General features: G+C 34.6%; 26 protein-coding genes and 1 tRNA gene. 15 read left to right on the top strand and 12 right to left on the bottom strand.

Going from position 1 to position 25899, the window contains the following annotated elements; genetic code table 11:
• Positions 1 to 18: 18 nt before the first annotated feature.
• Positions 19 to 89, top strand: a tRNA-Cys gene (locus BK054_RS05250).
• 104 nt (positions 90 to 193) lie between these two features.
• On the opposite strand, the gene BK054_RS05245 is transcribed toward BK054_RS05250, so the two are convergent.
• From BK054_RS05245 to BK054_RS05225, 5 genes are all read right to left on the bottom strand, one after another.
• Positions 194 to 877 (bottom strand): LysE family translocator, encoded by a 684-nt coding sequence (locus BK054_RS05245; RefSeq protein WP_006265999.1) that lies wholly within the window; start codon positions 875 to 877, stop codon positions 194 to 196.
• Between the two features lie 90 nt (positions 878 to 967).
• Positions 968 to 1636, bottom strand: a complete 669-nt coding sequence (locus BK054_RS05240; RefSeq protein ID WP_071307022.1) for a head GIN domain-containing protein — start codon at positions 1634 to 1636, stop codon at positions 968 to 970.
• Position 1637: 1 nt separating this feature from the next.
• Complete coding sequence (gene rnr / locus BK054_RS05235; protein ID WP_071307021.1) at positions 1638 to 3815, bottom strand: ribonuclease R; 2178 nt, start codon at positions 3813 to 3815, stop codon at positions 1638 to 1640.
• A 404-nt stretch (positions 3816 to 4219) separates the two neighbouring features.
• Positions 4220 to 4813 carry a toxin-antitoxin system YwqK family antitoxin gene (locus BK054_RS05230; protein ID WP_006257952.1) on the bottom strand — a complete coding sequence of 198 codons (594 nt, stop codon included), beginning with the start codon at positions 4811 to 4813 and terminating at the stop codon, positions 4220 to 4222.
• Positions 4806 to 5687: a toxin-antitoxin system YwqK family antitoxin gene (locus tag BK054_RS05225; RefSeq protein WP_071307020.1), complete on the bottom strand. Its 882-nt coding sequence runs from the start codon at positions 5685 to 5687 to the stop codon at positions 4806 to 4808. The genes BK054_RS05230 and BK054_RS05225 overlap by 8 nt, the downstream gene beginning before the upstream one ends.
• A 263-nt stretch (positions 5688 to 5950) precedes the next feature.
• Between BK054_RS05225 and BK054_RS05220 the strand changes: the two genes are divergently transcribed.
• Together BK054_RS05220 and rpiB are read left to right on the top strand one after the other, a co-directional pair.
• Positions 5951 to 7564 (top strand): AMP-binding protein, encoded by a 1614-nt coding sequence (locus tag BK054_RS05220; protein ID WP_016649908.1) that lies wholly within the window; start codon positions 5951 to 5953, stop codon positions 7562 to 7564.
• A gap of 48 nt (positions 7565 to 7612) precedes the next feature.
• Entirely contained in the window at positions 7613 to 8044 is a 432-nt protein-coding gene (rpiB, locus tag BK054_RS05215; protein WP_006257955.1) for a ribose 5-phosphate isomerase B, read from the top strand.
• A gap of 112 nt (positions 8045 to 8156) precedes the next feature.
• On the opposite strand, the gene BK054_RS05210 is transcribed toward rpiB, so the two are convergent.
• From BK054_RS05210 to BK054_RS05190, 5 genes are all read right to left on the bottom strand, one after another.
• The gene (locus BK054_RS05210; RefSeq protein WP_006257956.1) at positions 8157 to 8363 is read right to left on the bottom strand and encodes a hypothetical protein; all 207 of its coding nucleotides are present in this window, start codon (positions 8361 to 8363) and stop codon (positions 8157 to 8159) included.
• A 6-nt stretch (positions 8364 to 8369) separates the two neighbouring features.
• Positions 8370 to 8840, bottom strand: coding sequence for a DUF6934 family protein (locus BK054_RS05205; RefSeq protein ID WP_016649906.1), 471 nt, complete (start codon positions 8838 to 8840; stop codon positions 8370 to 8372).
• A 176-nt stretch (positions 8841 to 9016) separates the two neighbouring features.
• Positions 9017 to 9232, bottom strand: coding sequence for a hypothetical protein (locus tag BK054_RS05200; protein ID WP_006265994.1), 216 nt, complete (start codon positions 9230 to 9232; stop codon positions 9017 to 9019).
• A gap of 6 nt (positions 9233 to 9238) precedes the next feature.
• Positions 9239 to 9709 carry a DUF6934 family protein gene (locus BK054_RS05195; RefSeq protein ID WP_071307019.1) on the bottom strand — a complete coding sequence of 157 codons (471 nt, stop codon included), beginning with the start codon at positions 9707 to 9709 and terminating at the stop codon, positions 9239 to 9241.
• 82 nt (positions 9710 to 9791) lie between these two features.
• Positions 9792 to 10937 carry an Atu1372/SO_1960 family protein gene (locus tag BK054_RS05190; protein WP_071307018.1) on the bottom strand — a complete coding sequence of 382 codons (1146 nt, stop codon included), beginning with the start codon at positions 10935 to 10937 and terminating at the stop codon, positions 9792 to 9794.
• A gap of 66 nt (positions 10938 to 11003) precedes the next feature.
• Between BK054_RS05190 and BK054_RS05185 the strand changes: the two genes are divergently transcribed.
• From BK054_RS05185 to BK054_RS05165, 5 genes are all read left to right on the top strand, one after another.
• Positions 11004 to 11804, top strand: coding sequence for an AraC family transcriptional regulator (locus BK054_RS05185; protein WP_071307017.1), 801 nt, complete (start codon positions 11004 to 11006; stop codon positions 11802 to 11804).
• A 73-nt stretch (positions 11805 to 11877) separates the two neighbouring features.
• Entirely contained in the window at positions 11878 to 12507 is a 630-nt protein-coding gene (locus tag BK054_RS05180) for a hypothetical protein (RefSeq protein ID WP_071307016.1), read from the top strand.
• Between the two features lie 347 nt (positions 12508 to 12854).
• Positions 12855 to 13592, top strand: coding sequence for a hypothetical protein (locus BK054_RS05175; RefSeq protein WP_071307015.1), 738 nt, complete (start codon positions 12855 to 12857; stop codon positions 13590 to 13592).
• Positions 13593 to 13683: 91 nt separating this feature from the next.
• Positions 13684 to 14628 (top strand): hypothetical protein, encoded by a 945-nt coding sequence (locus BK054_RS05170; protein ID WP_071307014.1) that lies wholly within the window; start codon positions 13684 to 13686, stop codon positions 14626 to 14628.
• A 25-nt stretch (positions 14629 to 14653) separates the two neighbouring features.
• Positions 14654 to 15856, top strand: coding sequence for a hypothetical protein (locus tag BK054_RS05165; protein WP_016649898.1), 1203 nt, complete (start codon positions 14654 to 14656; stop codon positions 15854 to 15856).
• A gap of 79 nt (positions 15857 to 15935) precedes the next feature.
• Here the strand turns inward: BK054_RS05165 and BK054_RS05160 are convergent, their stop codons facing one another.
• Positions 15936 to 16199 (bottom strand): DUF1294 domain-containing protein, encoded by a 264-nt coding sequence (locus tag BK054_RS05160; protein ID WP_006260445.1) that lies wholly within the window; start codon positions 16197 to 16199, stop codon positions 15936 to 15938.
• A 56-nt stretch (positions 16200 to 16255) separates the two neighbouring features.
• On the opposite strand from BK054_RS05160, the gene BK054_RS05155 reads away from it, so the two are divergent.
• Positions 16256 to 18382, top strand: a complete 2127-nt coding sequence (locus BK054_RS05155) for a Tex family protein (protein WP_071307013.1) — start codon at positions 16256 to 16258, stop codon at positions 18380 to 18382.
• A gap of 256 nt (positions 18383 to 18638) precedes the next feature.
• Here BK054_RS05155 and BK054_RS05150 read toward each other — a convergent pair whose 3' ends face one another.
• Positions 18639 to 18854 (bottom strand): twin-arginine translocase TatA/TatE family subunit, encoded by a 216-nt coding sequence (locus tag BK054_RS05150; protein ID WP_006257970.1) that lies wholly within the window; start codon positions 18852 to 18854, stop codon positions 18639 to 18641.
• Positions 18855 to 19044: 190 nt separating this feature from the next.
• On the opposite strand from BK054_RS05150, the gene BK054_RS05145 reads away from it, so the two are divergent.
• The 6 genes from BK054_RS05145 to BK054_RS05120 all read left to right on the top strand — a co-directional run bounded on the left by BK054_RS05145 (position 19045) and on the right by BK054_RS05120 (position 25897).
• On the top strand, positions 19045 to 19926 hold the full coding sequence (locus tag BK054_RS05145; protein WP_006257971.1) for a murein hydrolase activator EnvC family protein: 882 nt from the start codon (positions 19045 to 19047) through the stop codon (positions 19924 to 19926).
• 6 nt (positions 19927 to 19932) lie between these two features.
• The gene (locus BK054_RS05140; protein ID WP_071307012.1) at positions 19933 to 21420 is read left to right on the top strand and encodes a GH3 auxin-responsive promoter family protein; all 1488 of its coding nucleotides are present in this window, start codon (positions 19933 to 19935) and stop codon (positions 21418 to 21420) included.
• A gap of 36 nt (positions 21421 to 21456) precedes the next feature.
• Complete coding sequence (locus BK054_RS05135; protein WP_006257973.1) at positions 21457 to 23136, top strand: DUF6909 family protein; 1680 nt, start codon at positions 21457 to 21459, stop codon at positions 23134 to 23136.
• A 126-nt stretch (positions 23137 to 23262) separates the two neighbouring features.
• Positions 23263 to 23811 (top strand): dTDP-4-dehydrorhamnose 3,5-epimerase, encoded by a 549-nt coding sequence (gene rfbC / locus BK054_RS05130; protein ID WP_006257974.1) that lies wholly within the window; start codon positions 23263 to 23265, stop codon positions 23809 to 23811.
• Positions 23808 to 24581: a dTDP-4-dehydrorhamnose reductase gene (gene rfbD / locus BK054_RS05125; RefSeq protein ID WP_006257975.1), complete on the top strand. Its 774-nt coding sequence runs from the start codon at positions 23808 to 23810 to the stop codon at positions 24579 to 24581. Before rfbC ends, rfbD begins: the two co-directional genes overlap by 4 nt.
• Positions 24582 to 24583: 2 nt before the next feature.
• Positions 24584 to 25897 carry an O-antigen translocase gene (locus BK054_RS05120; protein ID WP_006265987.1) on the top strand — a complete coding sequence of 438 codons (1314 nt, stop codon included), beginning with the start codon at positions 24584 to 24586 and terminating at the stop codon, positions 25895 to 25897.
• Positions 25898 to 25899 lie beyond the last annotated feature (2 nt).

Raw genomic sequence — 25899 nt, 5'->3', positions numbered from 1 at the left:
AATCCAATTCAAGGACAAGGCTTCGTGTCCGAGTGGCTAGGAAGCGGTCTGCAAAACCGTCTACAGCGGTTCGAATCCGCTCGAAGCCTCAACTAAAGGATAGTGATTTCACTATCCTTTTTTTATGCATTATAGTTAACGTTATATCTTATTATAAAAACAAAGGGATTAGTAATTCACTAAGCCCTTTGCTTTATTTCTTACTCTCTAGATTAGGGAGAGGGAGATTAATATGATTATCTGCAGATTTTGGAAGTATTCCTTTAATCATAATGACTAGCCCGAATACCATAATAACGATACTGCTTATTTTTTTTATCTTTAAGATATTGGTTGCTGTGAGCTTTTCGCGTAGTTTCTTTGCTAAGAATATTTTGAAAAGATCTGTAACGAAGTACGCTAGAATAGTGAACCCAAAGAAGGTAAACATCTTATTAGGATTCATATCCATCTGCGGGCCTAATGTTATAATAATCCCTAACCAAAAACCGAGTACTCCTACATTGATAAAATTAAGTAGGAACCCTTTTGCAAATAAGTTTAAGTATTCTCGTCTTAGATTAGGTGGGGCTATTTGTAAGGTTTGTACTTGTACCTTTTTTAGTTTGATAAAAGAGATAATCCCATAAGTAAGCATAATCATTCCCCCAAAGAGGAATAGTGCAGGGTCATCCTTTATCGCATTGATTAATTTAAAGCTACTAAAGAACGCTATAGCGAAGAATACCGCATCAGCTAATATAACACCTATATCGAAGGCTATAGCTGCCTTAAACCCTCTTGTAATACTTGTCTCAATAAGAATAAAAAAAACAGGTCCGATCATAAAACTCAGAAAGAATCCAAGAGTGACACCTGTTAATAAATCATCAAACATCTTATATAATTAAAAAATGCCAATTCTAGAATTGGCATTTATTCATAATCTTTTGCAAGATACATTTTTTTGTATAAAAACGTATTATTACTAATCTACTTTTTTAATTACGCCACCTAGAACATTCTTTTCATTAATTGTTTTAGGGTTTCCATGAACTCTGATTTCTCCACCAGCTCTTACCTTTGCTTCTACGAGTTCAGTAGCTCTTACTTCTGCAATACCACCAGCATTTACAGTAACGATAGTTTGATTTGTTTCTAAGTCTTGACTCTTTACTTTAGCACCAGAACTATTCAGTACATCCTGTACATTTGCTTTTCCTTCTAGTGTAATAACTGAACCCGCACTTGACTTAACAATTGCTTTATCTACATCTATATTTAGATTAATCATTCCACCAGTCTTCGCATTTATAATTAGCGTAGTTGCCTTGATAGGAGTTTCTCCTTTTATGCTAGCCCCTTCACCTGCTACTACTTCAGATAGCTTGTTGTAGTATAGTTTGACTTTGATATCATCTCCTTGAAAACTATTAATGAAGTTCATCTTTATTTTTAGAACTCCGTTCTTGTTTACTACGTTTACATAGTCTTCTTTATCTCCTTCAATTTCTATTTTACCTTCTTCTCCAGGAACTAAAGTTACTGCAATTTGATCAAAAACATTAACTTTTGAAAAGTCTCCTATTGATTTCGTTTTTTGTGCAAAAGAAATTGTACTTGCCATTACGGCAATGAATAAAACGATTTTTTTCATCTTAGTTTACCTTTTTAATATAGTTGAAATCTAATTGTTTTTTTACAAGATCTGCATTCTTAACAGTAACGATAACCTCATCACCTAGCTGAAGCATCTTTTTCGTTGCTTGTCCTACTAATGCATATTGTTTCTCTTCGAATACGTAATAGTCTTCTTTTATTTCTCTAATACGCACCATACCTTCACACTTGTTATCTACTATCTCTACATAGATACCCCATTCTGTAACACCTGAGATAACACCCAAGAACTCTGTACCTTGCTGATCTTGCATATATTTCACTTGCATGTATTTGATACTATCTCTTTCTGCATTGGCCGCTAGGTTCTCTCTAGAAGAACAGTGAGAACATTTTATTTCATATAACTCCGGATTTACGTTATCACCATGGTCTAAATAGTGTTGTAATAATCTATGAGCCATTACGTCAGGATAACGACGAATAGGTGATGTAAAGTGAGAATAGTAATCAAACGCTAATCCATAGTGTCCGATATTATTTGTAGAATAACTCGCTTTACTCATACATCTAATCGCTAGAGTATCTACTAAGTTTTGTTCTTTTTTACCTTCTACATCTTTTAGAAGTTTATTGATAGATTTAGAGATACTAGACTTAGACTTGAAGTTAATATTATGTCCAAAGCGTGCAATCACAGTCTGAAGACCAAATAACTTCTCTTGATCTGGTTCGTCGTGTATACGGTATACGAATGTTTTCTTTTGTTTACCAATAAACTCAGATACTTTTCTATTCGCTAATAACATGAATTCCTCAATCAAATGATTAGCTTCTTTTGATTGTTTAAAGAATACACCTACTGGCTCAGCTTCTTCGTTTAGGTTAAACTTAACTTCTACTTTATCAAAAGAAATAGCACCATCTGACATACGGTTTTTACGCATGATCATTGCTAATTCATTTAGCTTTAATACTGCATCAGCTACTTCTTCACTTACTTCTTGATCTTCTCCTGTAAGCGAGATATCAGCAGGAATAACTCTGTCTTTAGAGTCAATGATATACTGAGCTTCTTCGTAAGCCATACGTTGGTCAGAATGCGTTACAGTACGACCAAACCATTTGTTTCTGATTTCTGCTTTATCGTCTAATTCAAATACAGCAGAGAAAGTATATTTATCTTCATTAGGTCTTAACGAACAAGCAAAGTTAGATAACACCTCAGGTAGCATAGGTACAGTTCTATCCACTAGATATACAGAAGTAGCTCTGTTATAAGCCTCTTCATCTAGGATAGTTCCTTCTTTTACATAGTGAGATACGTCAGCGATGTGAATACCTATTTCGTAGAATCCATTTTCTAACTGACGGAATGATAAGGCATCATCGAAGTCTTTTGCATCTTTAGGGTCAATCGTGAACGTAAGAATATCACGCATATCTCTACGCTTCGCTATTTCCTCTTCAGTGATAGAAGTATCTAAGTGATTAGCATATTCATCTACTTCTTTAGGGAATTCTGCTGTTAATCCATATTCAGCTAAAATAGCGTGTATTTCAGTATTGTGCTCTCCTTGTTTACCAAGTACTTTCATCACTTTACCGAATGGGCTATCTGCTTTCTCTGGCCAATCTTCTATTTCTACTACGACTACATCTCCATCGCGTGCCTCTCCTACTTTTTCTTTAGGAACGAATATATCTGTGTACATCTTAGCATCTGCAGTAGATACGAAAGCAAAGTTTTTTTGAATCTCGATAACTCCCACAAATTGTTTTTTGTGTCTTTCTAAGATTTCTACTACTTCTCCTTCAGGTTTTTTACCTTTTCGTTTGTTGTAGATATATGCTTTAACGAAGTCACCATCTAAAGCCTTGTTTAGGTTATTTGTTGGAATAAACACATCATCCTCTACTCCTTCTACTACTAGATAAGCAGTCTTACGAGAAGTCATATCGATATAACCTTCTACATAGTTTGCTTTAGGAATGAATTTGTATTTACCAGTTTCGATCTCTTCTATTTTTCCTTTTGAGATAAGGTGTTTAAGCTCTTTGATAATCTCATTTCTACCTTGAGTATCGTTTATTTCTAATTGGGCAGCGATCTGTTTATAGTTATACGTTTTAGTCGTATTCTTAGATAAGAATTTTAATATTTTTGGAGCAAAGTCAAATGCTTTACTCTTTTTATGTTTAATTTTTTTTGCCATTTTCTAATTCATTATGTTTACCTAAAATAGGGTTGGTAATTATCCTTAAATGTACGAATTACTAACTGTTTTATCCTATTTTTTAGTAATATTTTAATTTGATTGTTTTAATCAGCGATAGTATTTCTTCTTTTGTAGCTAAGTTTTTGAAGAAATAGGTCGAGAAATAACTCTTTTAGAGAAAGGAAGGTAGAGTTATTTAATACTTATATTTTATCGTTGATTAGTGCACTGTACTTTCATTTCTTGAAGTACGTTTGATTCTGCAAATTTATAATGTTCTAGTTTATTTTCCAAAAACTCCCTAAAAAGAGAGATAAAATAATACAAAAAGCAAGAATAAGGTACCTCAATATCCTATTCTTGCTTTACAATTTATTCCTTTAACGTAGTGTAAAAGTGGATTAGTCAAAGTTTAACCCATGTGAGAACTTCCCATTTTCGTAATAGTCTATTTTGATTACTTTTCTATTTTTATAGTAACTTCTTTGATCAAGTTTTCCTCTAGTTGTAAACTTATCTTCTTGTGTAATAATACCTTCTACATAGGTTGTTGTATATTTTATTTTACCGTTGTCATAAAAGCGGTGGTGTAATTCTTTCTTATCGTTTCTGAATAATGTCTCATATTCTATCTTTCCATCATCATCATAGAACTTACTTATCCCCTCTTTTAATCCTTCTTGATAGGCATATATTCCCTTTGTTTTACCATTCTCATAATAGGTTCTGTATTCTCCTTCTAGCTTACCTAGTACATATTTGCCTTCAGAAAAAAGCACTCCATTGCGATAGTAAGTTTTTCTAATCCCAGTACGCATGCCTCCTTTATAAGTGACATCCTCTACTTTTATATCATAATCATTGTATTGTTGTATTCTGCCATCTAGTGGTTTACCATCTAGTTGATACAATACAGCTTCTTCTTGTCCATATACAGTTGTTATTGAGCAAGTAAGCAAAGTACATAAAATTGAAAATAGAGCTTTATTATTCATCTTCATCAGGATTAAAGGTTTGCATTGCTTTTATAACTAGTGGTTCATATACCTTCTTATAAATAATATCAGATTGATCTATTAGCTTACCTTTCCCATTGTGTAGAGTCGGCCTACCTACTTCATACCCATTTTGGAAAGTTCTTCTGATGTATAGATCAGCAGCAACATATTGTTTGTACTCCCCATCTAGCAGACCGTTGATATAGTTCATTTCTTTGACAGGACTACCTTTAGTATCTGTCACTTTTCTTAAACCACTCCTCTTGCCATTTAGATAATAATTGTCTTCTAGTAACGTTCCTGCTGGAGCGTATATCTTCTCAGGTCCATCTTTTTTATCATTCTTATAAAGTGTTTTAATCTTTACTTTGCCATTAGGGTGATAATAGAAGAATTCTCCATCGAGCTTATTCTGGATATAGGTAGATTTCTGAAGAAGTTTACCATCTAAGTAATCTTTAGAGATACCATTAAGTACTCCGTTTTTATAATTGTACTCATCTTCTAGCATTCCATTTTCTGAGTAAGACTGAGCTAAACCTTCTCTATCTCCATTAACGTAGGTTGCAGAATAGGTTAGTTTTCCATTGGCATAGTATTCTTTAAAAGTTCCACTTAGTTTGCTGTCTTTGTAGGTACATTCTTTTTTTAGCTTTCCATTATCGTAGTAACTTTTATTAATACCTTCTTTTTTACCATTGACTAAGGTTGCTTCTTCCGCTAATTGGTTGTTGGCATAAAAGCATTTTAGTTTCCCATTTAAGGGCTTATTCGTATCCACATATTTGTAAGTACCATCGTCTATTTGTGCATATATACTTATAGAACAGAAGACTGTGCATAGTATTGCTATTAATCTAAGTGGTCTCATATTCAGCTGTTTTAATTATACATATAGGTGTATTATAAAGTTACTGATTTATAGTCTATTAGTCGTTTTAGCGATGCCTCTATTTATGGTAGTAATTACTTGTTTGTTTGACTAAAAGAAGGGAGTTAGAGAATAGGATAATTTTTTGAGGATAATGATGCCTTTTATCTAGTATAGCTAAGATTCTTTATAGCAATTAATTATATAAAGTGAATTGTATTTAAAATTTCGTACTTTAGAAAAACCAACAAAAAACTATATTTATGAATACTATTTCTTATGTGCATGGTGCATCTGATACACCATTGTTAGGAGAAACCATAGGACAGAATCTAAAAAAGATAACAGATCAATACCCCAATAACGAGGCATTAGTCAGTGTTCATCAAGGATTCAGAGCAACGTATCAAGAGTTCTATAACTTGACGACTCAAGTTGCAAAATCATTATTAGCGCACAATATACAGAAAGGAGATCGCGTAGGGATATGGGCACCCAACTGTTATGAGTGGGTGCTTATGCAGTATGCTACAGCCCGTATAGGTGTGATATTAGTTAATATTAACCCTGCTTATCGAGCACATGAGATCGAGTTTGCGGTTAATCAATCTGAAATATCCCTTATCGTATCTGCTCCAAGTTTTAAAAGTAGTGATTACAGGAAGATCATCTCCTTGATCTTTGAAGATTGTCCTTCGTTAAAAGAAGTTGTTTTCTTAGGAGAAGAATGGGATACTTTCTTATCAGATAGCGATCAGATAACAGATGGCGAACTAGCTATTATAGAAGACTCTGTACAGTTCGGAGAAGCTGTTAATATACAATATACTTCAGGGACTACAGGTTTCCCTAAAGGAGTAACTCTGACGCACCACAATATCCTAAACAATGGCTATTTTATCGGTAAGCGTTTAAAGTACACTACTGCAGATAGAGTCTGTATTCCTGTGCCTTTTTATCACTGTTTCGGGATGGTTATAGGCAATCTGTGTTGTACCTCTCATGGAGCTACGATCGTGATTCCAAATGACGGATTTGACCCAGCTAAGACCCTTCAGGTAGTACAAGACGAGAAATGTACTTCCTTATATGGAGTACCTACTATGTTTATCGCAGAACTACAGTTGCCTAACTTTAAAGAGTATGACCTTACCTCTTTGAGAACGGGAGTGATGGCTGGCTCACTGTGTCCTGAGCAAGTGATGCGCCGTGTGAAGACAGAGATGAATATGGAGGAAGTGAGTATCTGTTACGGTATGACAGAGACTTCACCTGTATCTACCCAAACACATATCGGTATTGATATTGTCAAACAGACCACGACAGTTGGAACTGTACAAGACCATCTAGAAATCAAAATTATAGACCCTGAAACAGGTAGAATAGTTCCTAGAGGAGAAGCAGGCGAACTGTGTACACGCGGGTATTCAGTAATGCTGAAATATTGGAATAATCGCACACTGACTTCTGAAGTATTAGATGAGAATAGATGGATGCATACAGGAGACTTGGCTACTATGGATGATCAAGGGTATATTTCGATTACAGGACGTATTAAAGACCTTATTATTCGAGGTGGGGAGAATATATCTCCGAAGTGGATAGAAGACTTCTTATACACTCATCCGTCTATTGCAGACGTACAGGTTATTGGAGTTCCAGATGAGAAATATGGAGAAGAGATTATGGCTTGGGTAATCTTAAAACCAGGAATAACTTTGACAGGTGAAGAATTAAAAGGCTTCTGTACGGAGAAGATAGCCCACTTCAGAATACCGAAGTATTGGAAGTTCGTATCAGAATTTCCAATGACCATATCAGGTAAGGTAAGAAAAGTAGAGATGAGACAAATAGCTGTGGAAGAATTAGGGCTGTAGAAAAGATTTATTCTTAACTTTGTACAAAATTATTCAACACAACACACAATGAAAATAGCAATCGGAAATGATCACGCGGGACCTGAATACAAAAAGGCTATCGTTAAGTATCTAGAAGAAAAAGGATTTACAGTAACTAACTATGGGACAGATGATTTTTCGTCTGTTGACTATCCAGATTTTGGACATAAAGTAGCTACAGATGTAGAAGAAGGTAAAGTTGATTTTGGTATCGTAATCTGTGGAAGCGGAAACGGTATAGCGATGACTGCTAATAAACATCAAGGTGTGCGTTGTGCCCTTTGTTGGACAAAAGAGATTGCTGAGTTAGCAAGACTGCACAATGATGCTAATGTGATCAGTATACCTGCTCGTTATACTTCTATAGAGCAAGCTGTAGCGATGGTAGAGACTTTCTTAAACACAGCTTTCGAAGGTGGAAGACACCAGAATAGAGTGAACAAGATTACTTGTGCCTAAACAAGTAAATACTATAATGTAAAAAGAACAAAAGCACGTAGTCTCTAGATTACGTGCTTTTTTATTTTATAACAGTCTTGTTTTTTATTATCAGTAGTAAGTTATTGAATAACTATTCTTGTGCTTTTTTTTCTGCTCTATTTCTTTCTAACATTTCATTAAAACGTTGCCATTCTCCAGAAGCTTTTAGTTCATTGATTAAAGCAATTGTACCTTCTAGCTTCCCTGTATTATCAATAATAACCTCTTCTCTATCAGAGTATGTAACTTTATGTAAGATAGGTTCTTCGTTTTTATTAAAATCAATTTCTTTTTTCATAATGCATTACTTTATACTGTTCGTATTAGGTGTGATTAGAAAGCCTTGATATTCTTTATTCTTAGCAAAGAATATTAACTTTCCTTCTATATCAAATCCATAGATATTAAAATATTTAGACAGTTCCTCATAGTTATTTGATATAGCTATTCTGTATAATCGTGTTCGTGAAGGGGTACTACCTCTAAAGACTATTTTATAAACTTCTTTGTCTTGTGTGAATAGTAAAATTGCTTGAAATAGTGTAGCTAATATCTTAACCATATCACCATTGTTACTAATGATTTTATCATCAATAGAATTACTATTTAGTAGTTTTATGTTCTTATCTCCGAAGCTTAAATTATATAATTCATCTTCACCATCTAACGGTGTAAAGTTAATTATTTTTTCGATTACTTGAGTATCAGAGATACTTGTAAATTCATAACTGTAATTCTTGTTAAAAGCTGTAAGTGAATAAGATGGATACTGCATATCTAACCTATTAGCGTGTTAGAAATGACAAGTTAGGGATTATCTATAAGACGAAATAACAGTATTCAAAGACTGTGTGTATCCAGAGAAGATGGATAGTAGATTCGTTAGTGATCAGAAGTATTATTAGGCGAAATAGTGAGAACTAAAAGACTTTAGTTATTGTTGAACGAACATTAAGATTCCTTTTGTGCCTTTTCGTATTCTTCTTTTCTCTTTCTTTCTCTTTCTTCGAAAATGTCTAATTCCCCTGAAGCTCTTAGCTGTGCAAATAAATTATTTGCATATTCTATTTTACCTGATTCGTCAATGACTCTTAGGTTGTTATTAATAGTGATGATTTTAGGATTAGCATCAGTCTTTACTTCGTTTGAATCAATCTTTTTTTTCATAATGCCTTATTTTATACTGTTTGTATTTGGTGTGATTAAGAAACCTTGATAGTTTGTATTCGTTGCAAAGAACACAACTTTTCCTCCCATATCAAATCCGTATATACTGAAATGTTTAGATAGTTCAGCATAGTTATTAGATATAGCCATTCTGTATAATCGTGTACGTGAAGGAGTACTACCCGTAAAGTATATTTTATAAAAATCTTTGCCTTCCGTAAATTTGAGTACAGCTCTAAATATAGTAGCCAATACTTTATTCATATCGCCATTATTACTTACGATTCTATCATCTATACGCAATAAATCACCATCGTAATTGGTTCTATCTCCAAAGCTTAAGTTATAAACTTTATACTCACCTTCGACAGGTGTAAAGATAATTAATTTTTTGATTGCTTGGTTTTTACCTATGCTTGTAAATTCATAGATTGAGTTTTCTCTATCTGTTGTAAATGAATAAGATGGATACTGCATATCTAACCTATTAGCGTGTTAGAAATGACAAGTTAGGGATTATCTATAAGACGAAATAACAGTATTCAAATACCTTTTTTGATTACTCTATTTCGAAGATAGCTTGTATCTCTACCGCAGAGTTGACAGGTACAGAAGTAGCACCTAGAGTACCTCTAGCATGTTTACCTTTTTCTCCAAATATTGCTACAGATAGATCCGATGCCACATTCATTAGATTAGCGTGTTGAGAGTAGTCAGGAGTGGTGTTGAATATACCTGTTAGCTGTACTGTCTTCTTTACTCTGTTGAGGTCACCATCCACTGCTAGTTTAAGCACAGCGATCACATTCAGCATTGTCTGTTCAGTCGCTTGTTTTGCTTGTTCTTCTGTGACATCTACACCTACCTTACCAGGATATAATATTTTTCCATCTTTTAAGGCTACCTGATTGATGAATACTAGATTTCCACTGCGTGAGTAAGGTGTATAGTTCCCCACAGGATTAGGCGCTACAGGTAGTATGATGTTTTTTTGTTTAAGCGTAGTTTCTACATCAGTGACTACTTGTTTAGGTGTACTTTCCTCTTTCTTCTGAAAAGTTCCTTTTAAGGCTTTGGCAACTTTGGCGAAGTTTTGACCTTGCGTATAAGCGATCAGCAGTTCACTTTCACTAGGACGTTGCACCGTTTTGTTTGAAGCAAGGCTACTTGCTCCTAGTATACTATTGCCTTGAGGGATGCTATTATCTAGCTTCTCCGTAGCTCTGATGCCATTCGGTACGAGTATCATCCCATGTACTGCTAGACTGTTCCAGAACGACTGTAAGGCTAGCTCCTTCCCTGCTCCACTACCAGCAGACATAAATACCGCCGTAGGCATTCCCTCTAGAGCATGAGTAGTCCATAGATCTACTGTCTTCGCTAGAAAAGCACTCATCGGAGTACTGATATTGCCAAAATACACAGGCGACCCCCATACGACTCCATTATAAGTAGGTAGCTCCTCAGGAGTAGCTATCTGTAGATCATGTAACAGTGCGTTTTCTGAAGGTTGTACTAGTTTTATAGTTGCCTCTGTGTGAGGATTGTTTTCTATTCCTTTAGCGATTTCTTGCGCCATTTTATACGTACCACCTGTATCAGAGTGGATAAGTACTAATATTTTGGTTAAGGTATCTTTTGCCATGATCTGTGATGTTGTGAAGAGTAGTGCACAAGTGATTAGTGCAGTATATAATGTTTTCATATTATTTATTTTAAGTATAATCACAAAGGTATGCTTGCAGTTTATATTATATTTGTCAAAAAATATATGCAAAACGCCAATATCAAATGTGGATTGACTGAGAAACTCTTAGGAGTATATGATGATACTAATGAGGTACAGGCGTATGTATGGTATGAGGACAACTTCGTTCACGATGAATATCAACACGCTCATCAGCGATATCAGCTCACCTATGTAGAACAGGGCTATCAGTACCTTCACGTAGATAACTGTATCTATCTAGTGCCTCAGTATCATGTAGCTTGGATACCTTCTGGACAGCAGCACGCGACTACTTCTACAGCGAAGGATATCAACCTAAAAGTACTGTTGTATAAAGATGTGCCAGCTGACTCATTCTATGATCAAGTACATATATTCCCTGCGCCTACTGTGCTGAGGGAGATGCTACAGTATGCGACGAAGTGGAATAGAGTAATCCATACAGAGCTAGAGAAAGAACAGTTTTTACAGGCTATTCTAGTCAGTTTAAAATCGTTCTGTGAAGAGAATCAATCGCTTCAATTACCTATCCCGACAGATCATAGGTTAATACCTGTATGTGCCTATATCAACGATCATTTTACCTCAACGCTAGACTTAGATGAACTAGCCAGTATCTCTACCATGTCTGTGCGCAATCTACAGCGTCTGTTCAAGCTAGAGACGGGTATCACTCTACAGAAGTACCTTCAGATCATCCGCATCTTGAAGAGTATAGAGCTAGTAGATACAGGAGAATTTACCTTGAGCGAAATCGCTTTTAAAGTAGGTTATAAGAGCTTAGTTGCCTTTAGAAACTCCTACTTCGACATTATGAAAGTGTATCCTAAAATTAAAAAATAAGCGTATACACCCCTGACAAAAGGCTGTCACTGCCCTACTCTACTTTTGCTCCATAATCTTAACAATAGAGAGTATGATACGAGTAAGTAATGCACCAGTGTGTGCGATGGAGTTCACCAGTTTTAGAAAGAAAACAACAGTAAGTGACGACGAATTATTGTTTGCAGTAGCCCGATTTGAGAGTCAATTGGTGCAAGTAGAAGGCATGGTATATCATACCTTGGTTCGAAACTATGATAACGAGTATGCGAATGTGCTGTTCGCTACTTCTATGGAGGTGATAAAGACATTAGAAGCAGTGATAGGAAACACAAAAGAAACCCAAGATTTCTTCAGTATGGTAGATATAAGTACAGTGCAGGTAGAGTATCACGAGATAAGCAAACCTAACTTCACAGTGCCTTCCTACTTTGGTTGTATAGAGAATGGTAAGTTTTCTCTTAAAGATACCGCCCAAGCCTCTACTCTATTATCTGCTTCGGATGCTGTAGAAGAATCTTATCTCAATGCTTTCGAGAACACAAAAGGGCACTTTATCTCTGTCCTTAATGAGAATGAATATTCAGAAATCGTATTAGGTCAAACCTTAGGCAATACGAAGGAGATTTGCTATGGTTATTTTGGGAACGAGGCTTGTCTTTCTCTTCTTGGTTTAATCGACGAGAGCAGTATGCATTTAGGTTTTTGGTATGTGGTAGGATAAGTGAACTTTAACTACCTTATTATTTGAATTTTAACTGACATTGAGTTATTTAACTGTCGCTGACTAAATGAGGTTGTCACTGTCAATATCAGTTCAATAGCAACTAAAATGAACAGATGTGTTCAGTAATTGTACAGGTACAGATTGTCTTAAATTAGGGTTTACCTCTCTTTTTTGTGCTACTATTATTTGGGTGGTCGGCTTTTGGTCGGCTAGTGATGGGCATTTGATCGGCTTAAAACATCGCAAAATAGCCTATCACTACCCTATCACCTACTGATCATATACCGATAAGGTGGAATAGTCTTTGTGCAATTTTAGAATACCAACCTATAAAATTAAAAGTTATGGCAAAGATGTCACCAAAAGGAAAAATTACAGGAGTAAGTGGGCCTGTGTATTTTAGGTCTTTAAACAATGTACAGATCGTACAAAGCAGGCCTAATCGCTCAAAACAAGACAAGGGTAAGAATCCTTCCGCTAAGCTGTTTAAGCATACTGCACAGAGTCTAAAACATATACGTAAGCATGTCGAGTACTTCTTAGGGATGAGGTATGAGTCTACAGCTCATCTGCGATTAATGGGGCTAGTGATGACGGCCTTGCGCAAGAATACTGTACTGCCGATAGCAGAGACTACACTGTACAATACTTCTATCGCTGAGGTAGTCGGATTTGAATGGAATACAGCCAAACTATTTACAGATACCTTCTTAGTCGATATAGCTGTAGATGAGTTGGAAAATAAGGAGATAACTATATCAGTGTCTCCATTTATCCCGATAGAACAGGTGGACTTCCCTCCTATGTGTACACATGCTAGCTTGCGCATAGAAGGTTTCTTTATGACGGATACAGATGAGATGCTCGGTAAGGAAACAAGTACATTATCTATTGATTTCAAAAAGAGTGATGAGGTGGTCAGTCCTCACCCGCTATCTGTCCTGATACCTCATCGAGATTGTCTAAAGATGGTGGTGGCAGAGATACAGTTCTTCTATCCAATTAATAACAATCCTGATCAGTTGACACTGTACAATTCTAAGGTGTATAATCCTAGTGTGGTGGTGTATGTGGGGAGGTGATTATGGAATGAAAATTTACTGTATATTTATGGTAATTGTTTTGATAATAAATGGTTTATTAGAATAGTAGCTAAAAATAAAAGAGTAAGTCATGAATAGACTAATAGTTATACTGATACTAGTTTTCGGCTTGAATGCTTGTGGACAACAGCCAAATAAGGCTCAAGATAAATTGAATCCAAGTTTTGTAGAGAAGACAAAAGAGCTGTTTAAACAAGTAAAAGTATATGACGAAGAGCTAGAGTACACTCTTGAGGTTAAAGAATCACATGGTTGTACTTATGAAGTATTAGTGAATGGTTTTCCTGTTTTGAGTCATTATGCATCAGGAGATTTCATGGGTAATATTCCTATTAATCAAGCTATAGTAAAGAGTGGTGTACAGAAAGTAGAAGTAATAGTCACTCCATCTGTAGATGTAAACTATGTGATTAAGAATGGCTTAGATCTAAGTAAGGCTAAATTTGATTTTAGTATTGCCTGTCAAAATAAGAACAGACAATCTACTACTGTTCATACCTATTCTTTACCCAAACATGAAAGCACTTTAAAGGAATTTGAAGACAGTTTTGTTTTTGATGCTCCTTATGTTTATTACGAACACGATGTACAACATTGGATGAATAGTGTTGATCTTCAGACAGAGGATAGGGGTAAGTTATTAAAGGAGGTAGAAATGTTTTATAACGAGACTATAGAATTTCTTAGTAAAGGGGAAGCGGAGCATTTGGCGCGTATTGCCTATCAAAGCCAGCTGGATTATCATCGCTATTCTTATCTAAAAAGTGGTAGTTATGCTAATTTCTTAATTGATTTTTGGAAAAATAGCTATAAAACCAAAGAGATAGAGCCATTAAAAGATTATGAAATGAGGTTCTATGCTCGTGGTCAAATAGTAAAGTTAGTAAGGATAGATAAGGAGAATTATAATAAATCGCCCTTGATATTGGTAACTCGTGAAGGTGGTGGAACTAGTTTTTATGAGATTAATTTGCATAGACCGAAAGAAGGAGGTGCTTTAGAAGTGATTAGATGATAAGAAAAATAGAAGGTTTTAAAATATGAAGAAGTTAAATTACTTTGTTTGTGCAAATAGGGGATATTATATTGAGTTAGATTGGAGCTGGGAAGTAAGCTATAGTTTTAAAGATTTTGAATCAGGCTTAATATATGTACATACAGTAGATCAAAATGAAGATAGATGGGTATCTGGTGCAGGTATGATTAGACAACCACAAAAGAGTTATATCCTTGAACCAAAGTATGGTAAAATAATGACATATAAAGAATGGAAGGCTTTCTTTAATTATGATATGCAAACTATTTATACTGAAGACGGGATGTTTAAATACACAAGACAGCGTAAATATGATGATAAAGTAGATTGTGATTATATAGATGAAACGTTAGTCTTTTTAAAAGGAGATCATATAACTACAAGTCAAGGTGTTGCTTTTTATGGAGAAAAAAAGGATACTTTATTAGAAAGTACAATTAAAGAAATAGAGGAACGAATTAGAATTAAACAGGAGTATGCTAATAGACCATCTATAGTTGATTTTAGTAAGGGATATGAGGATAAGTTAGAGGATTATGACATATTATTTGCTTATTATAAGCAGACTAATGTTGTTCTGAATATTTTTGATAAGGGCGTTTATAAGGTTTATGAATTAAATAAATCGAAACAATTTGATTTTAGAGAGTTAGTGAGAGCTGGAACAATAAGTCCTGTTATTGAATTTTCAAGTATTAAGAACTTATGGGAATCTTTTGTACAAGATGAAGATTGGTACCTAAAGTATATTCGATGTTATAATATTAAAACAAGTCCATTTGCTTTAGCGAGTGTTGTGTTGGGGACTATAAATGAACTACATAGGCAACAAAGTTTTACCTTTAAAGAATATGAACAAATAAACAGTTGGATAAATTTAGTTTATAGTGATGAATATAGAGGAGAGGAAATAAAACAGTGGTGCTCTAACTGTCATAGTTTAGTTAAGTTTTATAGTAGGTATCCTAAACATATCTGTAGAGAATGTTCAGATAAAAAGATGTATGATAAGGACGGATTACTTTTAGACATTGTTTATTTAGGATATGATGGAATAGAAGTAAAACATTTAAAGAGTGATAATTTAGTTGAGAAAACAGAGACTACTTTTTATTTTGATGATTGTCATTTAGATGGAAAAATATTTACAGCACAGCCAGCTAGATTTGGAGGTATAGTTTTTCAATTGAAAGAAGACTCAATATGAAGTTGCTTTGACTTAAAGTAGTAGAAGATTAATATACAAGAGACTTATGACTTCGGTTATAAGTCTTTTTTTATGGATATTATCGTTTAAATACAATAAAAAATAAGGCTACCTGTATGGCTAGTATGGCATAAAACTTTACTTTAAAAGAGTCTTTAGAAATCTTATGTCTAAGTTTCTTCATCGCAATCCATGCACCTAGTGTTCCTCCAAAAAAGCAAAGAGACAAGAGGTTCTTCTCAGAAACACGTCTTTTGTTTTTAATCGCTTGTTCTTTGTCAAAGGCAAACATGGAGAAAGCTAAATAGTTTATTATAAGTAGATATAGGAATAAAAACTTCATGAGATTTATTTATTGTGACAAAGGTAGTATTTTAGCTATTCTTAAAATAATAAAATATGACGTTGATAGAGTTTATTCAACAGGCTGTGAGTGCTAGTACAAAAAGTATAGAGAATACGCTGTCTCTGTTAGGAGAGGGATGTACTATACCGTTTATCGCTAGATATAGAAAAGATAGAACAGGTAATCTAGATGAGGTGATTATCGAAAAGATAGCGAAGTATAGTGAGCTGTACGAAGGGATAGTGAAGAGAAAGGAGTCTATATTAGGTTCTATAGAAGAACAGGGAAAGCTAACGGATGAATTGCGCAATAAGATTACAAATAGCTTTGATCTAACAGAGATAGAGGATTTATACTTGCCCTATAAGAAGACTCGTAAGACGAAGGCTGATACTGCTAGAGAGAACGGTCTAGAGCCATTGGCTAAAGTGATTATGGCTCAGAATGCTCATGATATAGAGTCTATCGCTGCTAAATATCTTAATGATAAGGTAGGAAGTGAAGAAGAGGCTATACAAGGGGCATCTGATATCATCGCTGAATGGATTAATGAAAATATGTATGTGAGAAAATCACTGAGAAGAAAGTTCCAACGCAGTGGGGTGATCAGTACTAAGGTAGTAAAGGCAAAAAAAGAAGAAGAGAATGCGCAGAAGTTTGAGCAATATTTTGATTGGGCAGAACCTGTGTATAAGATACCTGCACATCGATTATTAGCTATTCTAAGAGCAGAGAAAGAGGGTTTTATCAAGTTTAATGTAGGTATTGATAAGAGTGAGGCTATTAGTTTCATAGAAGATAATGTAGTCAAAGGTAAGAATGAGTGTGGTAAGATAGTAGAGAAGGCAGTCGCGGATAGCTATAAACGTCTGTTAGAGCCTGCATTGTCTAATGAAGCCTTGGTAGAAGCGAAGGAGAAGGCAGATTTAAACTCTATACAGGTATTTGCTGATAACCTTACTCAGTTGTTATTAGGTTCGCCATTAGGAGAGAAACGCATATTAGCTATCGACCCAGGGTTTAAGACTGGGTGTAAGGTGGTTTGTTTAGATGAGCAAGGAGATTTGTTATACAATGAGACTATATTTCCTCATGCTCCTCAGAAGGATACTACTATGGCGATGAAGAAGATTCGCTCTATGGTCAATGCATACAATGTAGAAGCTATCGCCATCGGTAATGGTACAGCCTCTAGAGAGACGGAGTTCTTTATTAAGAAAATAGCTTTTGATAAGCCTGTACAAGTATTCGTAGTGAATGAGGCTGGAGCATCTGTGTATTCTGCATCTAAGATAGCGAGAGAAGAGTTTCCTACTTATGATGTGACAGTGAGAGGTGCTGTGTCTATCGGGCGTCGTCTGTCTGATCCATTAGCAGAGCTAGTGAAGATAGATCCTAAGTCTATCGGAGTAGGACAGTATCAGCACGATGTAGATCAGTCTATGCTTAAAAAAGAGCTAGATAATGTGGTGATGAAGTGTGTGAACTCAGTAGGAGTTAACCTAAATACTGCTAGTAAATCGTTATTGAGCTATGTGTCTGGGATAGGTGAGAAGATGGCTGAGAATATAGTGCAATACAGAACTGAGAATGGGCCATTCGAGAGCAGAACAGAACTTAAGAAAGTACCTCGACTAGGAGATAAAGCCTTCCAACAGGCAGCTGCATTTGTGCGTATTAAGAACGCTAAGAATCCATTAGACGACTCTGCTGTACATCCAGAGGCTTATGGTGTGGTAGAGAAGATCGCTAAAGATATGAAGGTGTCTATAGGGGATATGATCTCTAATAAAGAACTTATCGCTAAGGTAGATGCTAATAAATATACTACGGGTGAGGTAGGAGCATTAGCGCTTCAAGATATCTTAAAAGAATTAGAGAAGCCTGGGTTAGACCCTAGACACAGTGCTAAGGTATTCGAGTTTGATCCTAGTGTGAAACAGATTACAGACTTAAAAATAGGTCAGGTACTGCCTGGTATTATCAATAATATTACCAATTTTGGTTGTTTTGTAGATGTAGGAATTAAAGAGAGTGGTCTAGTGCATATCTCTCAACTTAAGGCAGGCTTTGTATCAGACGTGAATGAAGTAGTGAAGTTACACCAGCATGTACAAGTGAAGGTGACTGATGTAGATGTAGCTAAAAAGAGAATACAACTGTCTATGATATTAGATTAAAAAAAAACATTTCTAAATCTTGTTTTTGGCACGATACTTGTTTTTAAACTAGTACTTGAGTTTGAAAACAATAATGTTGTTATTGAAAAAGAAAACAAGCAGGTAAGTAGTGTTTTTATTATGTTTTATAAGTGAAGTGCCTATCTTTTATTGTCAAGATAGGTACTTTTTTTTGAGCTATAGTGATGTATAGAAACAAAAAAAGCGTTATACGGCAAGCCATATAACGCGTAAAATATATAAGTTTAGAACAGAATTATTCTGTCTTAGAATTGTCTTGTGTATTCTCTTTTTTAGTTGTCTGTTGAGCGTTTTCGTCTCTAGTAGCATCTTTAAATTCTTTGATACCAGAACCAAGTCCTCTCATTAATTCAGGGATTTTTTTACCTCCGAATAACAATAGAATGATAGCTACAATAACTATAATTTGCCATGGCCCAACCATTCCTAAAAATATGTGTAATGAGTTCATAATAATCTTTTTGAAACATTAAGTAGCGACAAATATAGTAAGAAAAATGTAAAACGTTTATTCGTAATAGGTTTTATTTAACTTTTAACGTTTATGTAGTAAGGAATTTTCTTTTAAACTGTGAATATTTAGGTAAAGTGATAGAGTCAAATTTTATAATTATTATATTTGTGTAGTAAAATAGGTACAGATGTTAGGAAAGGGACATAAAAGAAAAAAGTGGAAAAATACACTTTTAAGTAAATACCGTATTGTTATCGTTAATGATAAGACGTTCGAAGATGTAAAGTCTTTTAAGCTTAATTTACTTAATGTTTTTGGTGCCAGTACTACATTGGTATTTTTATTTATTCTATCAACTGTTTTGATGTTGGTATTAACTCCATTAAAGGAATATATACCTGGGTATTCTTCTGCTGAGCTAAAACAAAAGGCAGTCGAATTAGCTCTGAAAGTAGATTCGCTAGAGAATGAGTCTAGACAGAATCAACAGTATCTAAGTGCAATCAAAAGTGCCTTGTTAGGAGAAATACAGGTGACAGAGGCTAGTATAGACTCTTTAAAGCTAACTCAGAAACCATTAAATCAAATCGAGCATAAAGATCCTAGTGAAACTGATATGAAGCTAAGAGAAATGGTTCGACTAGAGGATAAATATAACCTCTTCGAAGAGAGTAAACCTAAAGTTAGCCAAGTCCTGTTTAGCCCAATTAATGCAGAAATAGTTAGAAAATACGATAGTAGAGCAATGCACTTCGGTGTGGACTTTAGAGCCCCTGCTAATACACCTGTAAAAGCGATTAGTAAAGGGACAGTGTTATTCGTAGACTGGACTATAAAAGATGGTTATACAATCATCTTGCTACACGATGAAGGTTTAATATCTGTATATAAACACTTAACTTCTCTTACTAAAGGAGAATATGAAAGTGTAAGGTCAGGAGAAGTAATCGGTCTTTTTGATGGAAGTAGTGAGGCTACCGCATTAAATGCTTCTACAAAATACTTCCACTTCGAATTATGGAAAGATGCCTATCCATTAGATAGCTCATTATTTATAGATTTAGAATAAGAGAATATGTCAATAAAATCATTTGGGGCTAAAGTATTTGCTTCAATTATACATAAGAAAACACAGAAGTGGGTCAATGATCCTATTAATACGCAAAAGAAGGTTTTTGAACAATTGTTAGAGGATGCTAAGCATACGGCATTTGGAAAAGACCATAATTTTGCTTATATTAATAGCTACGAAGATTTCGTAAAACATGTACCCATCAGAGATTATGAAGGATTAAGACCTTATGTAGATAGAGTAGTAGCTGGTGAGAGTGATGTGTTGTGGAAAGGTAAACCTTTATATTTCGCAAAGACTTCGGGTACAACTTCGGGGGCTAAGTATATCCCATTAACCAAAGAGTCTATGCCGTATCATATAGAAGCTGCTCGTAATGCAATATTAGCTTATGTATATGAGACAGGTAAAGCGGACTTCGTAAATGGTAAAATGATCTTCTTACAAGGGAGCCCTATACTAGATGAGAAAAATGGTATAAAATTAGGTAGACTATCAGGGATAGTAGCTCACTATGTTCCTGCTTATTTACAGAAGAATAGACTGCCTAGTCTAGAAACAAACTGTATAGAGGACTGGGAGACTAAAGTAGATGCTATCGTGGAAGAGACAGTAGATCAGAATATGAGTGTGATCTCTGGTATTCCGAGCTGGGTACAGATGTACTTCGAAAAACTAAAGGAGAAAAAAGGTAAACCTGTAGGGGATATATTTCCTAACTTTAATTTGTTCATTTATGGCGGTGTAAACTATGAGCCTTATAGAGGTAAATTTGAACAAATGATAGGACGTAAGGTACCATCTATAGAGTTGTTCCCTGCTTCTGAAGGATTCTTCGCTTATCAAGATACACAGACAGAGAAAGGGATGTTATTACTGCTAAATGCAGGTATCTTCTATGAGTTTATAAAAGTAGAGGAGTTCTTTCATGAGAACGCTAGAAGATATACGATAGGAGAGGTAGAGCTTGGTGTGAATTATGTATTAATTATCTCTACTAACGCTGGACTATGGGGGTACAATATCGGTGATACGGTACAGTTCGTTAATCTAAAGCCTTATAGAGTAGTGGTATCTGGGCGTATAAAGCATTTTATCTCTGCATTCGGAGAACATGTAATCGGTAAGGAGGTAGAATCTGCTATACAAGAAGCTATGGAGGGTACGTCAGTAACTGTTAATGAGTTTACTGTAGCGCCACAGATTAGTCCAGAAGAGGGATTGCCTTACCATGAATGGTTGATAGAGTTCGGCAATGAACCTGAGGATTTAGAAGCTTTTGCTTTAAAGATAGATAATGCCCTAAGAAAGCAGAATATGTATTATGATGATCTAATTGTAGGAAAGGTGTTGAAGACATTAGTCATCTCTAAAGTAAAACAAGAAGGCTTTAATAACTATATGAAAAGTATAGGGAAGCTAGGAGGGCAAAATAAATTGCCTCGATTAAGCAATGATAGAATCATCGCTGATCAATTAAAATTATATTAGTAAAAAGAAATAATAAGACGTAAAAAGGAGAAGTATATGAAAGAGATAAAGAATATATCTAGAACGAGAGCGCAAGTGTCGTCTGCAGCTGTGGAGCGTATGTATATTACAATGCGCCATTTGTTCAACAGAGGTTTCTATAAACCGATGGGAGTGTCAGGAGATACATTAAGAGAAGCGCTATTAGAATTGCGTCCAGAAATATATGGTACTATCGCAGAAGAAAAAGTAGAGTTAAACGGATTGTTATATGTTATAGAACGCCTTCCGATCGGAATAGAGGAGTGTCGTTATATTAACTTGACATCTGATGAGGGGTATTCATTCTCTCACTTTACAGCTATCGTACCACCTAAGAGAAGAAGAAACTGTTATCGAATAGATGAGGAGCAGATGAATATCGAGATCACTAGAGGTAGATCTGATATCTATGATGTTTTGACTCACTTGACATTTATATTTATCGAATCACATAAGATTAAAGATCGTGTATTGATAGGAGAAGATGGTAAGGTAACTCGCGATTGGAAAAAGATAGAAACGGCAGCTAAAAAAGAAGAGTTTTTAGAATTAGAGGAGAAAGAGGTAATCATGTCTCACCTAGCTAATGTATTAGGACGTTCTTTTGCTGAGGTTCTAGATGTATATGAGAAATTTGCTATTCCTGAGAATCCAGACCGTTTCTTAGACGTGATTTATTGGTTAGGAAAGTTAGCGATAGAAGAGGATGTGTATAACGATAAACGTACAATCACTTTTAGCCCACTACTTAGAGAACGTCTAGGACACCATATCTATGGAGAAATGTGGTCTGATAGAATTAAAGAGGTGCTCACAGCTAAAGGATTATTAGAACGTCCAATCCATATCATCAGTGCGAATATGCACAGTGTTATGAATTCTATTTTTGCTCCTTCAGTTGTAAAGAGTGAAGTAGAGGTAAGTTCTGAGCTAGAGGTATACGAAGAGCTTAGCAAGCCTGAGAACAAACACCTTAGAGATTTGGTTAATGAACGCGCTGAAAATGAAGGAATGACTTTCTTAAGAGATGAGTCAGGAACGAACATTGACGTACAAATCTTCGATACTGCTAAGATAGATTTCGCTACTACAAACTTTAAGGCTCAGCAAATAGAAGGAGAGTATCCTGTGATTATCGTTATGGATTACGCTTTCGGTGAGCAGGCTTATGAGACGATTGATGAGCTTTTAAAGCCTTATAAAAAGACAACGATGATAGATGTGGAATCTGTATCTATCATGGGTAAAGCAGGTATCTTAGTGGGAGGTAAAGGAGATATCATGATTCCATTCGCTCATATTAATGAGGGAACAGGGGATAATTATCCTTTTGACAATGAATTGACAGTAGATATGTTTAAGAATGATGATATCCCTGTATTTGGAGGAACAATGGTAACTGTATTAGGGACATCACTTCAAAATAAGGATTTATTAAAGTTCTTCCACGATTCTACATGGGGTGTAATCGGTCTAGAGATGGAAGGTGCTCACTACCAAAAAGCAATACAGTCTGCTTCTAAGATCAGAAAAAGTATTAATCCTGATGTGAAAGTAAGATATGCTTACTATGCTTCTGATAACCCATTAGAGACAGGTAGTACATTAGCTTCAGGAGGGTTAGGTACAACAGGAGTAAAGCCTACTTACTTAATTACCATTAAAATACTAGAGCAGATATTTAATATTAAGTAATTAAATTCTAAATAGTTTAAGATAAATGAGCCATCACAGAATATATGTGGTGGCTTTTTATTTTGATTTATATGTTAAATTGTGAATTTAAGTGTAATTTTATAGTCTTAGAATTTAGTTGAAAAGATGAAGGTATTTACTACTCCTATACAAGATTGTGTTATCATAGAACCAAAGGTATTCTTCGATGAGCGAGGATATTTCTTAGAGAGCTTTAATGAGGCTGTTTTTGCGAAAGAAACAGGGTTAGCTGTACGTTTTATTCAAGACAACCAATCTAAGTCTTCTAAGGGCGTTCTAAGAGGGCTTCATTACCAAAGAGGAGCTTATCAGCAAGCTAAGCTAGTAAGAGTATTACAAGGTGAGGTATTAGATGTAGTAGTGGATCTTCGCAAGGACTCTAGTACATATGGACAGCAGTTCACTCAAGTGCTATCAGCAGATAATTTTAAACAGGTGTTTATCCCTAGAGGGTGCGCGCATGGTTTTTTAGTAAAGAGTGAGACGGCAATATTCGCTTATAAGTGCGATAACGTTTATAATAAAGAATCTGAAGGGGGTATCATCTATAATGATCCAAGTTTAGGGATTGATTGGGAGTTTAATCTTGATGAGGTTATCGTTTCTGATAAAGATAAGGTATTACCATTATTCGAAAATGCTTTACCTATATGATCAAGATATTAGTTACAGGGGCTAAAGGACAAGTAGGACAATGCTTACAATCTATAAGTCATGAATATGATGGAGTGGAATTCTTTTTCTTTGATTCTAGTCAGTTAGATATAACGAATGAAGTTTCGATAGATGAGGTTTTCAGTAAAGTGTACCCTGATTATTGTTTTAATTTAGCTGCTTATACTGCTGTAGATAGAGCAGAGGATGAGGAAGAATTAGCGTATAAAGTAAATGCTGAAGGAGTAATGCACTTAACAAGAGCATGTAATCAATACAATACTACGTTAGTGCACCTGTCTACTGACTTTGTATTTGATGGTCATAAACAGACTCCTTATACTGTCTCTGATATCCCAAATCCTATTAATGTGTATGGTGCTTCTAAATTAAAGGGAGAATTATACATAAAAGCGAATATGAAGCGTTACTATATCGTGCGTACTTCATGGGTGTACTCTGATTATGGTCATAATTTTAAGAAGACGATGTTGAGATTAGCAGAGACTAAAAGTGAAGTAAGTGTTGTAATGGATCAAATAGGTTGTCCTACTCATGCAATAGAATTATGTCATTTTTTAATGTCTCTGATGCAAGGAAATCATGATTATGGGGTTTATCATTATAGAGGCGATGTAATTTGCTCTTGGTATGACTTTGCGGTATCCATATTTAAAGAGAATAATATTAATATAAAAGTGAATCCAATCACTACTGAGGAATATCCTACTAGGGCTAGTAGGCCGAGGTATAGTGTGTTGGGTATGTAGATATGATAAATAACTTAGTAAATAAATTTAAAAATAACGCATTTTTAGTTGCTAGTCTGTATTCTGGGGTTGCTGCTATTTCTAAGATATTATCAGCTGTTGTTATTGCAAAAGTTGTTGCTGTATTGTTAGGACCTGAAGGATTGGCACTAATAGGACAATTGAATAACTTTGTATTGTTGTCTGTTACTTTAGCAGGAACAGCAATTAGTCAAGGTATTGTAAAATATGTAGCTCAGTATGCTAAAGAAGATGTTACTCGATTAAATTCTATTATAGGTGTAGGTTTAAGACTTGTCATATACAGTAGCTTGATATTAGCTGTATTAATAGTTTTAGGAGCATATTATTTATCTACTTATATTCTATTAGATAGTAAATTTTATTATGTATTTATAGTGTTGGGAGTTACACTCATTTTAAGTGGTTTAAACTCTTTATTTACTTCTGTTCTTAATGGATTTAAAGAATTTAAAAAGTTTAATTTAATATCCATTGTTAGTAATCTTTTTGGTTTACTTATAACAGTGTTATTAATTTATAGTTATAAAATTGAGGGAGTTTTAATTAGTTTGGCTTTAAATCAAACTATTATATTTATAGTAACTTATTTCTATATTAGAAAACAAGAATGGTATTCCATAAAAAAGTATCTTTTTTTACCCTTTAATAGAGGTTTTGCTATTGATTTATCTAAATATGCAGTTTTGTCTTTGTTCTCTACTGTTTTAGTACCTATAGTAACTATCTTGATTAGAAAGATAATTATAAGAGAGGATAGTCTAGCCGCAGCTGGATATTATGAGTTTGTTTTAAGAGTATCTAGTGTTACTATTATGTTTTTTTCTATAATTATTTCTACATATTATATTCCACGTATTTCAGAAATAAGTTTAGTAGAAGATTTGAAAAAAGAAGTTAGAAATACTTATAAAATTGTAATACCTATTTCAATAATTGTTTTAACCGTAATTTATATTGGTAGGTATTTTATTATTAAAATTCTTGCTACAGATGAGTTTGCTGTAGTGGGATCAGTCCTTTATTGGCAATTAATAGGTGACTTTTTTAAAGTATTAGCGCAAATTTTAAGTTTTATACTTGTTGCAAAAGCATTAATTAAATTAGCTATTGTTATTGAAGTTATTTTTAATTTAACGAACCTGTTGTTATGTTTTTTACTAGTACCATATTATGGATTTGAGTCTGTTCTAGGAGTTTATAGTATATTGTACTTTTTGTATTTTATTAGTTTTGTATTAATTTACAAGTATGTACTTCTCAATGTAAAAAAATATAATTTCTTTAAAATGTAAAT

Source organism: Myroides sp. ZB35 (genome assembly GCF_001865835.1).
Classification (GTDB): Bacteria; Bacteroidota; Bacteroidia; order Flavobacteriales; family Flavobacteriaceae; genus Flavobacterium; species Flavobacterium odoratimimum.
The sequence above is the reverse complement of the archived record's forward strand: the minus strand, read 5'-3'. Positions and strand labels throughout refer to the sequence as shown.

Excerpts from the sequence above, each read along its gene's own strand:
- BK054_RS05180 (WP_071307016.1), top strand. The coding sequence starts at position 11,878 with ATGATACGAGTAAGTAATGCACCAGTGTGTGCGATGGAGTTCACCAGT.
- BK054_RS05155 (WP_071307013.1), top strand. The coding sequence starts at position 16,256 with ATGACGTTGATAGAGTTTATTCAACAGGCTGTGAGTGCTAGTACAAAA.
- BK054_RS05140 (WP_071307012.1), top strand. The coding sequence starts at position 19,933 with ATGTCAATAAAATCATTTGGGGCTAAAGTATTTGCTTCAATTATACAT.
- BK054_RS05200 (WP_006265994.1), bottom strand. The coding sequence starts at position 9,232 with ATGAAAAAAAAGATTGATTCAAACGAAGTAAAGACTGATGCTAATCCT.
- BK054_RS05165 (WP_016649898.1), top strand. The coding sequence starts at position 14,654 with ATGAAGAAGTTAAATTACTTTGTTTGTGCAAATAGGGGATATTATATT.
- BK054_RS05160 (WP_006260445.1), bottom strand. The coding sequence starts at position 16,199 with ATGAAGTTTTTATTCCTATATCTACTTATAATAAACTATTTAGCTTTC.
- rnr (WP_071307021.1), bottom strand. The coding sequence starts at position 3,815 with ATGGCAAAAAAAATTAAACATAAAAAGAGTAAAGCATTTGACTTTGCT.
- rfbD (WP_006257975.1), top strand. The coding sequence starts at position 23,808 with ATGATCAAGATATTAGTTACAGGGGCTAAAGGACAAGTAGGACAATGC.
- BK054_RS05225 (WP_071307020.1), bottom strand. The coding sequence starts at position 5,687 with ATGAGACCACTTAGATTAATAGCAATACTATGCACAGTCTTCTGTTCT.
- BK054_RS05120 (WP_006265987.1), top strand. The coding sequence starts at position 24,584 with ATGATAAATAACTTAGTAAATAAATTTAAAAATAACGCATTTTTAGTT.
- BK054_RS05220 (WP_016649908.1), top strand. The coding sequence starts at position 5,951 with ATGAATACTATTTCTTATGTGCATGGTGCATCTGATACACCATTGTTA.
- BK054_RS05195 (WP_071307019.1), bottom strand. The coding sequence starts at position 9,709 with ATGCAGTATCCATCTTATTCATTTACAACAGATAGAGAAAACTCAATC.
- rpiB (WP_006257955.1), top strand. The coding sequence starts at position 7,613 with ATGAAAATAGCAATCGGAAATGATCACGCGGGACCTGAATACAAAAAG.
- BK054_RS05170 (WP_071307014.1), top strand. The coding sequence starts at position 13,684 with ATGAATAGACTAATAGTTATACTGATACTAGTTTTCGGCTTGAATGCT.
- BK054_RS05205 (WP_016649906.1), bottom strand. The coding sequence starts at position 8,840 with ATGCAGTATCCATCTTATTCACTTACAGCTTTTAACAAGAATTACAGT.
- BK054_RS05240 (WP_071307022.1), bottom strand. The coding sequence starts at position 1,636 with ATGAAAAAAATCGTTTTATTCATTGCCGTAATGGCAAGTACAATTTCT.
- rfbC (WP_006257974.1), top strand. The coding sequence starts at position 23,263 with ATGAAGGTATTTACTACTCCTATACAAGATTGTGTTATCATAGAACCA.
- BK054_RS05185 (WP_071307017.1), top strand. The coding sequence starts at position 11,004 with ATGCAAAACGCCAATATCAAATGTGGATTGACTGAGAAACTCTTAGGA.
- BK054_RS05245 (WP_006265999.1), bottom strand. The coding sequence starts at position 877 with ATGTTTGATGATTTATTAACAGGTGTCACTCTTGGATTCTTTCTGAGT.
- BK054_RS05150 (WP_006257970.1), bottom strand. The coding sequence starts at position 18,854 with ATGAACTCATTACACATATTTTTAGGAATGGTTGGGCCATGGCAAATT.
- BK054_RS05190 (WP_071307018.1), bottom strand. The coding sequence starts at position 10,937 with ATGAAAACATTATATACTGCACTAATCACTTGTGCACTACTCTTCACA.
- BK054_RS05145 (WP_006257971.1), top strand. The coding sequence starts at position 19,045 with ATGTTAGGAAAGGGACATAAAAGAAAAAAGTGGAAAAATACACTTTTA.
- BK054_RS05230 (WP_006257952.1), bottom strand. The coding sequence starts at position 4,813 with ATGAATAATAAAGCTCTATTTTCAATTTTATGTACTTTGCTTACTTGC.
- BK054_RS05135 (WP_006257973.1), top strand. The coding sequence starts at position 21,457 with ATGAAAGAGATAAAGAATATATCTAGAACGAGAGCGCAAGTGTCGTCT.
- BK054_RS05175 (WP_071307015.1), top strand. The coding sequence starts at position 12,855 with ATGGCAAAGATGTCACCAAAAGGAAAAATTACAGGAGTAAGTGGGCCT.
- BK054_RS05210 (WP_006257956.1), bottom strand. The coding sequence starts at position 8,363 with ATGAAAAAAGAAATTGATTTTAATAAAAACGAAGAACCTATCTTACAT.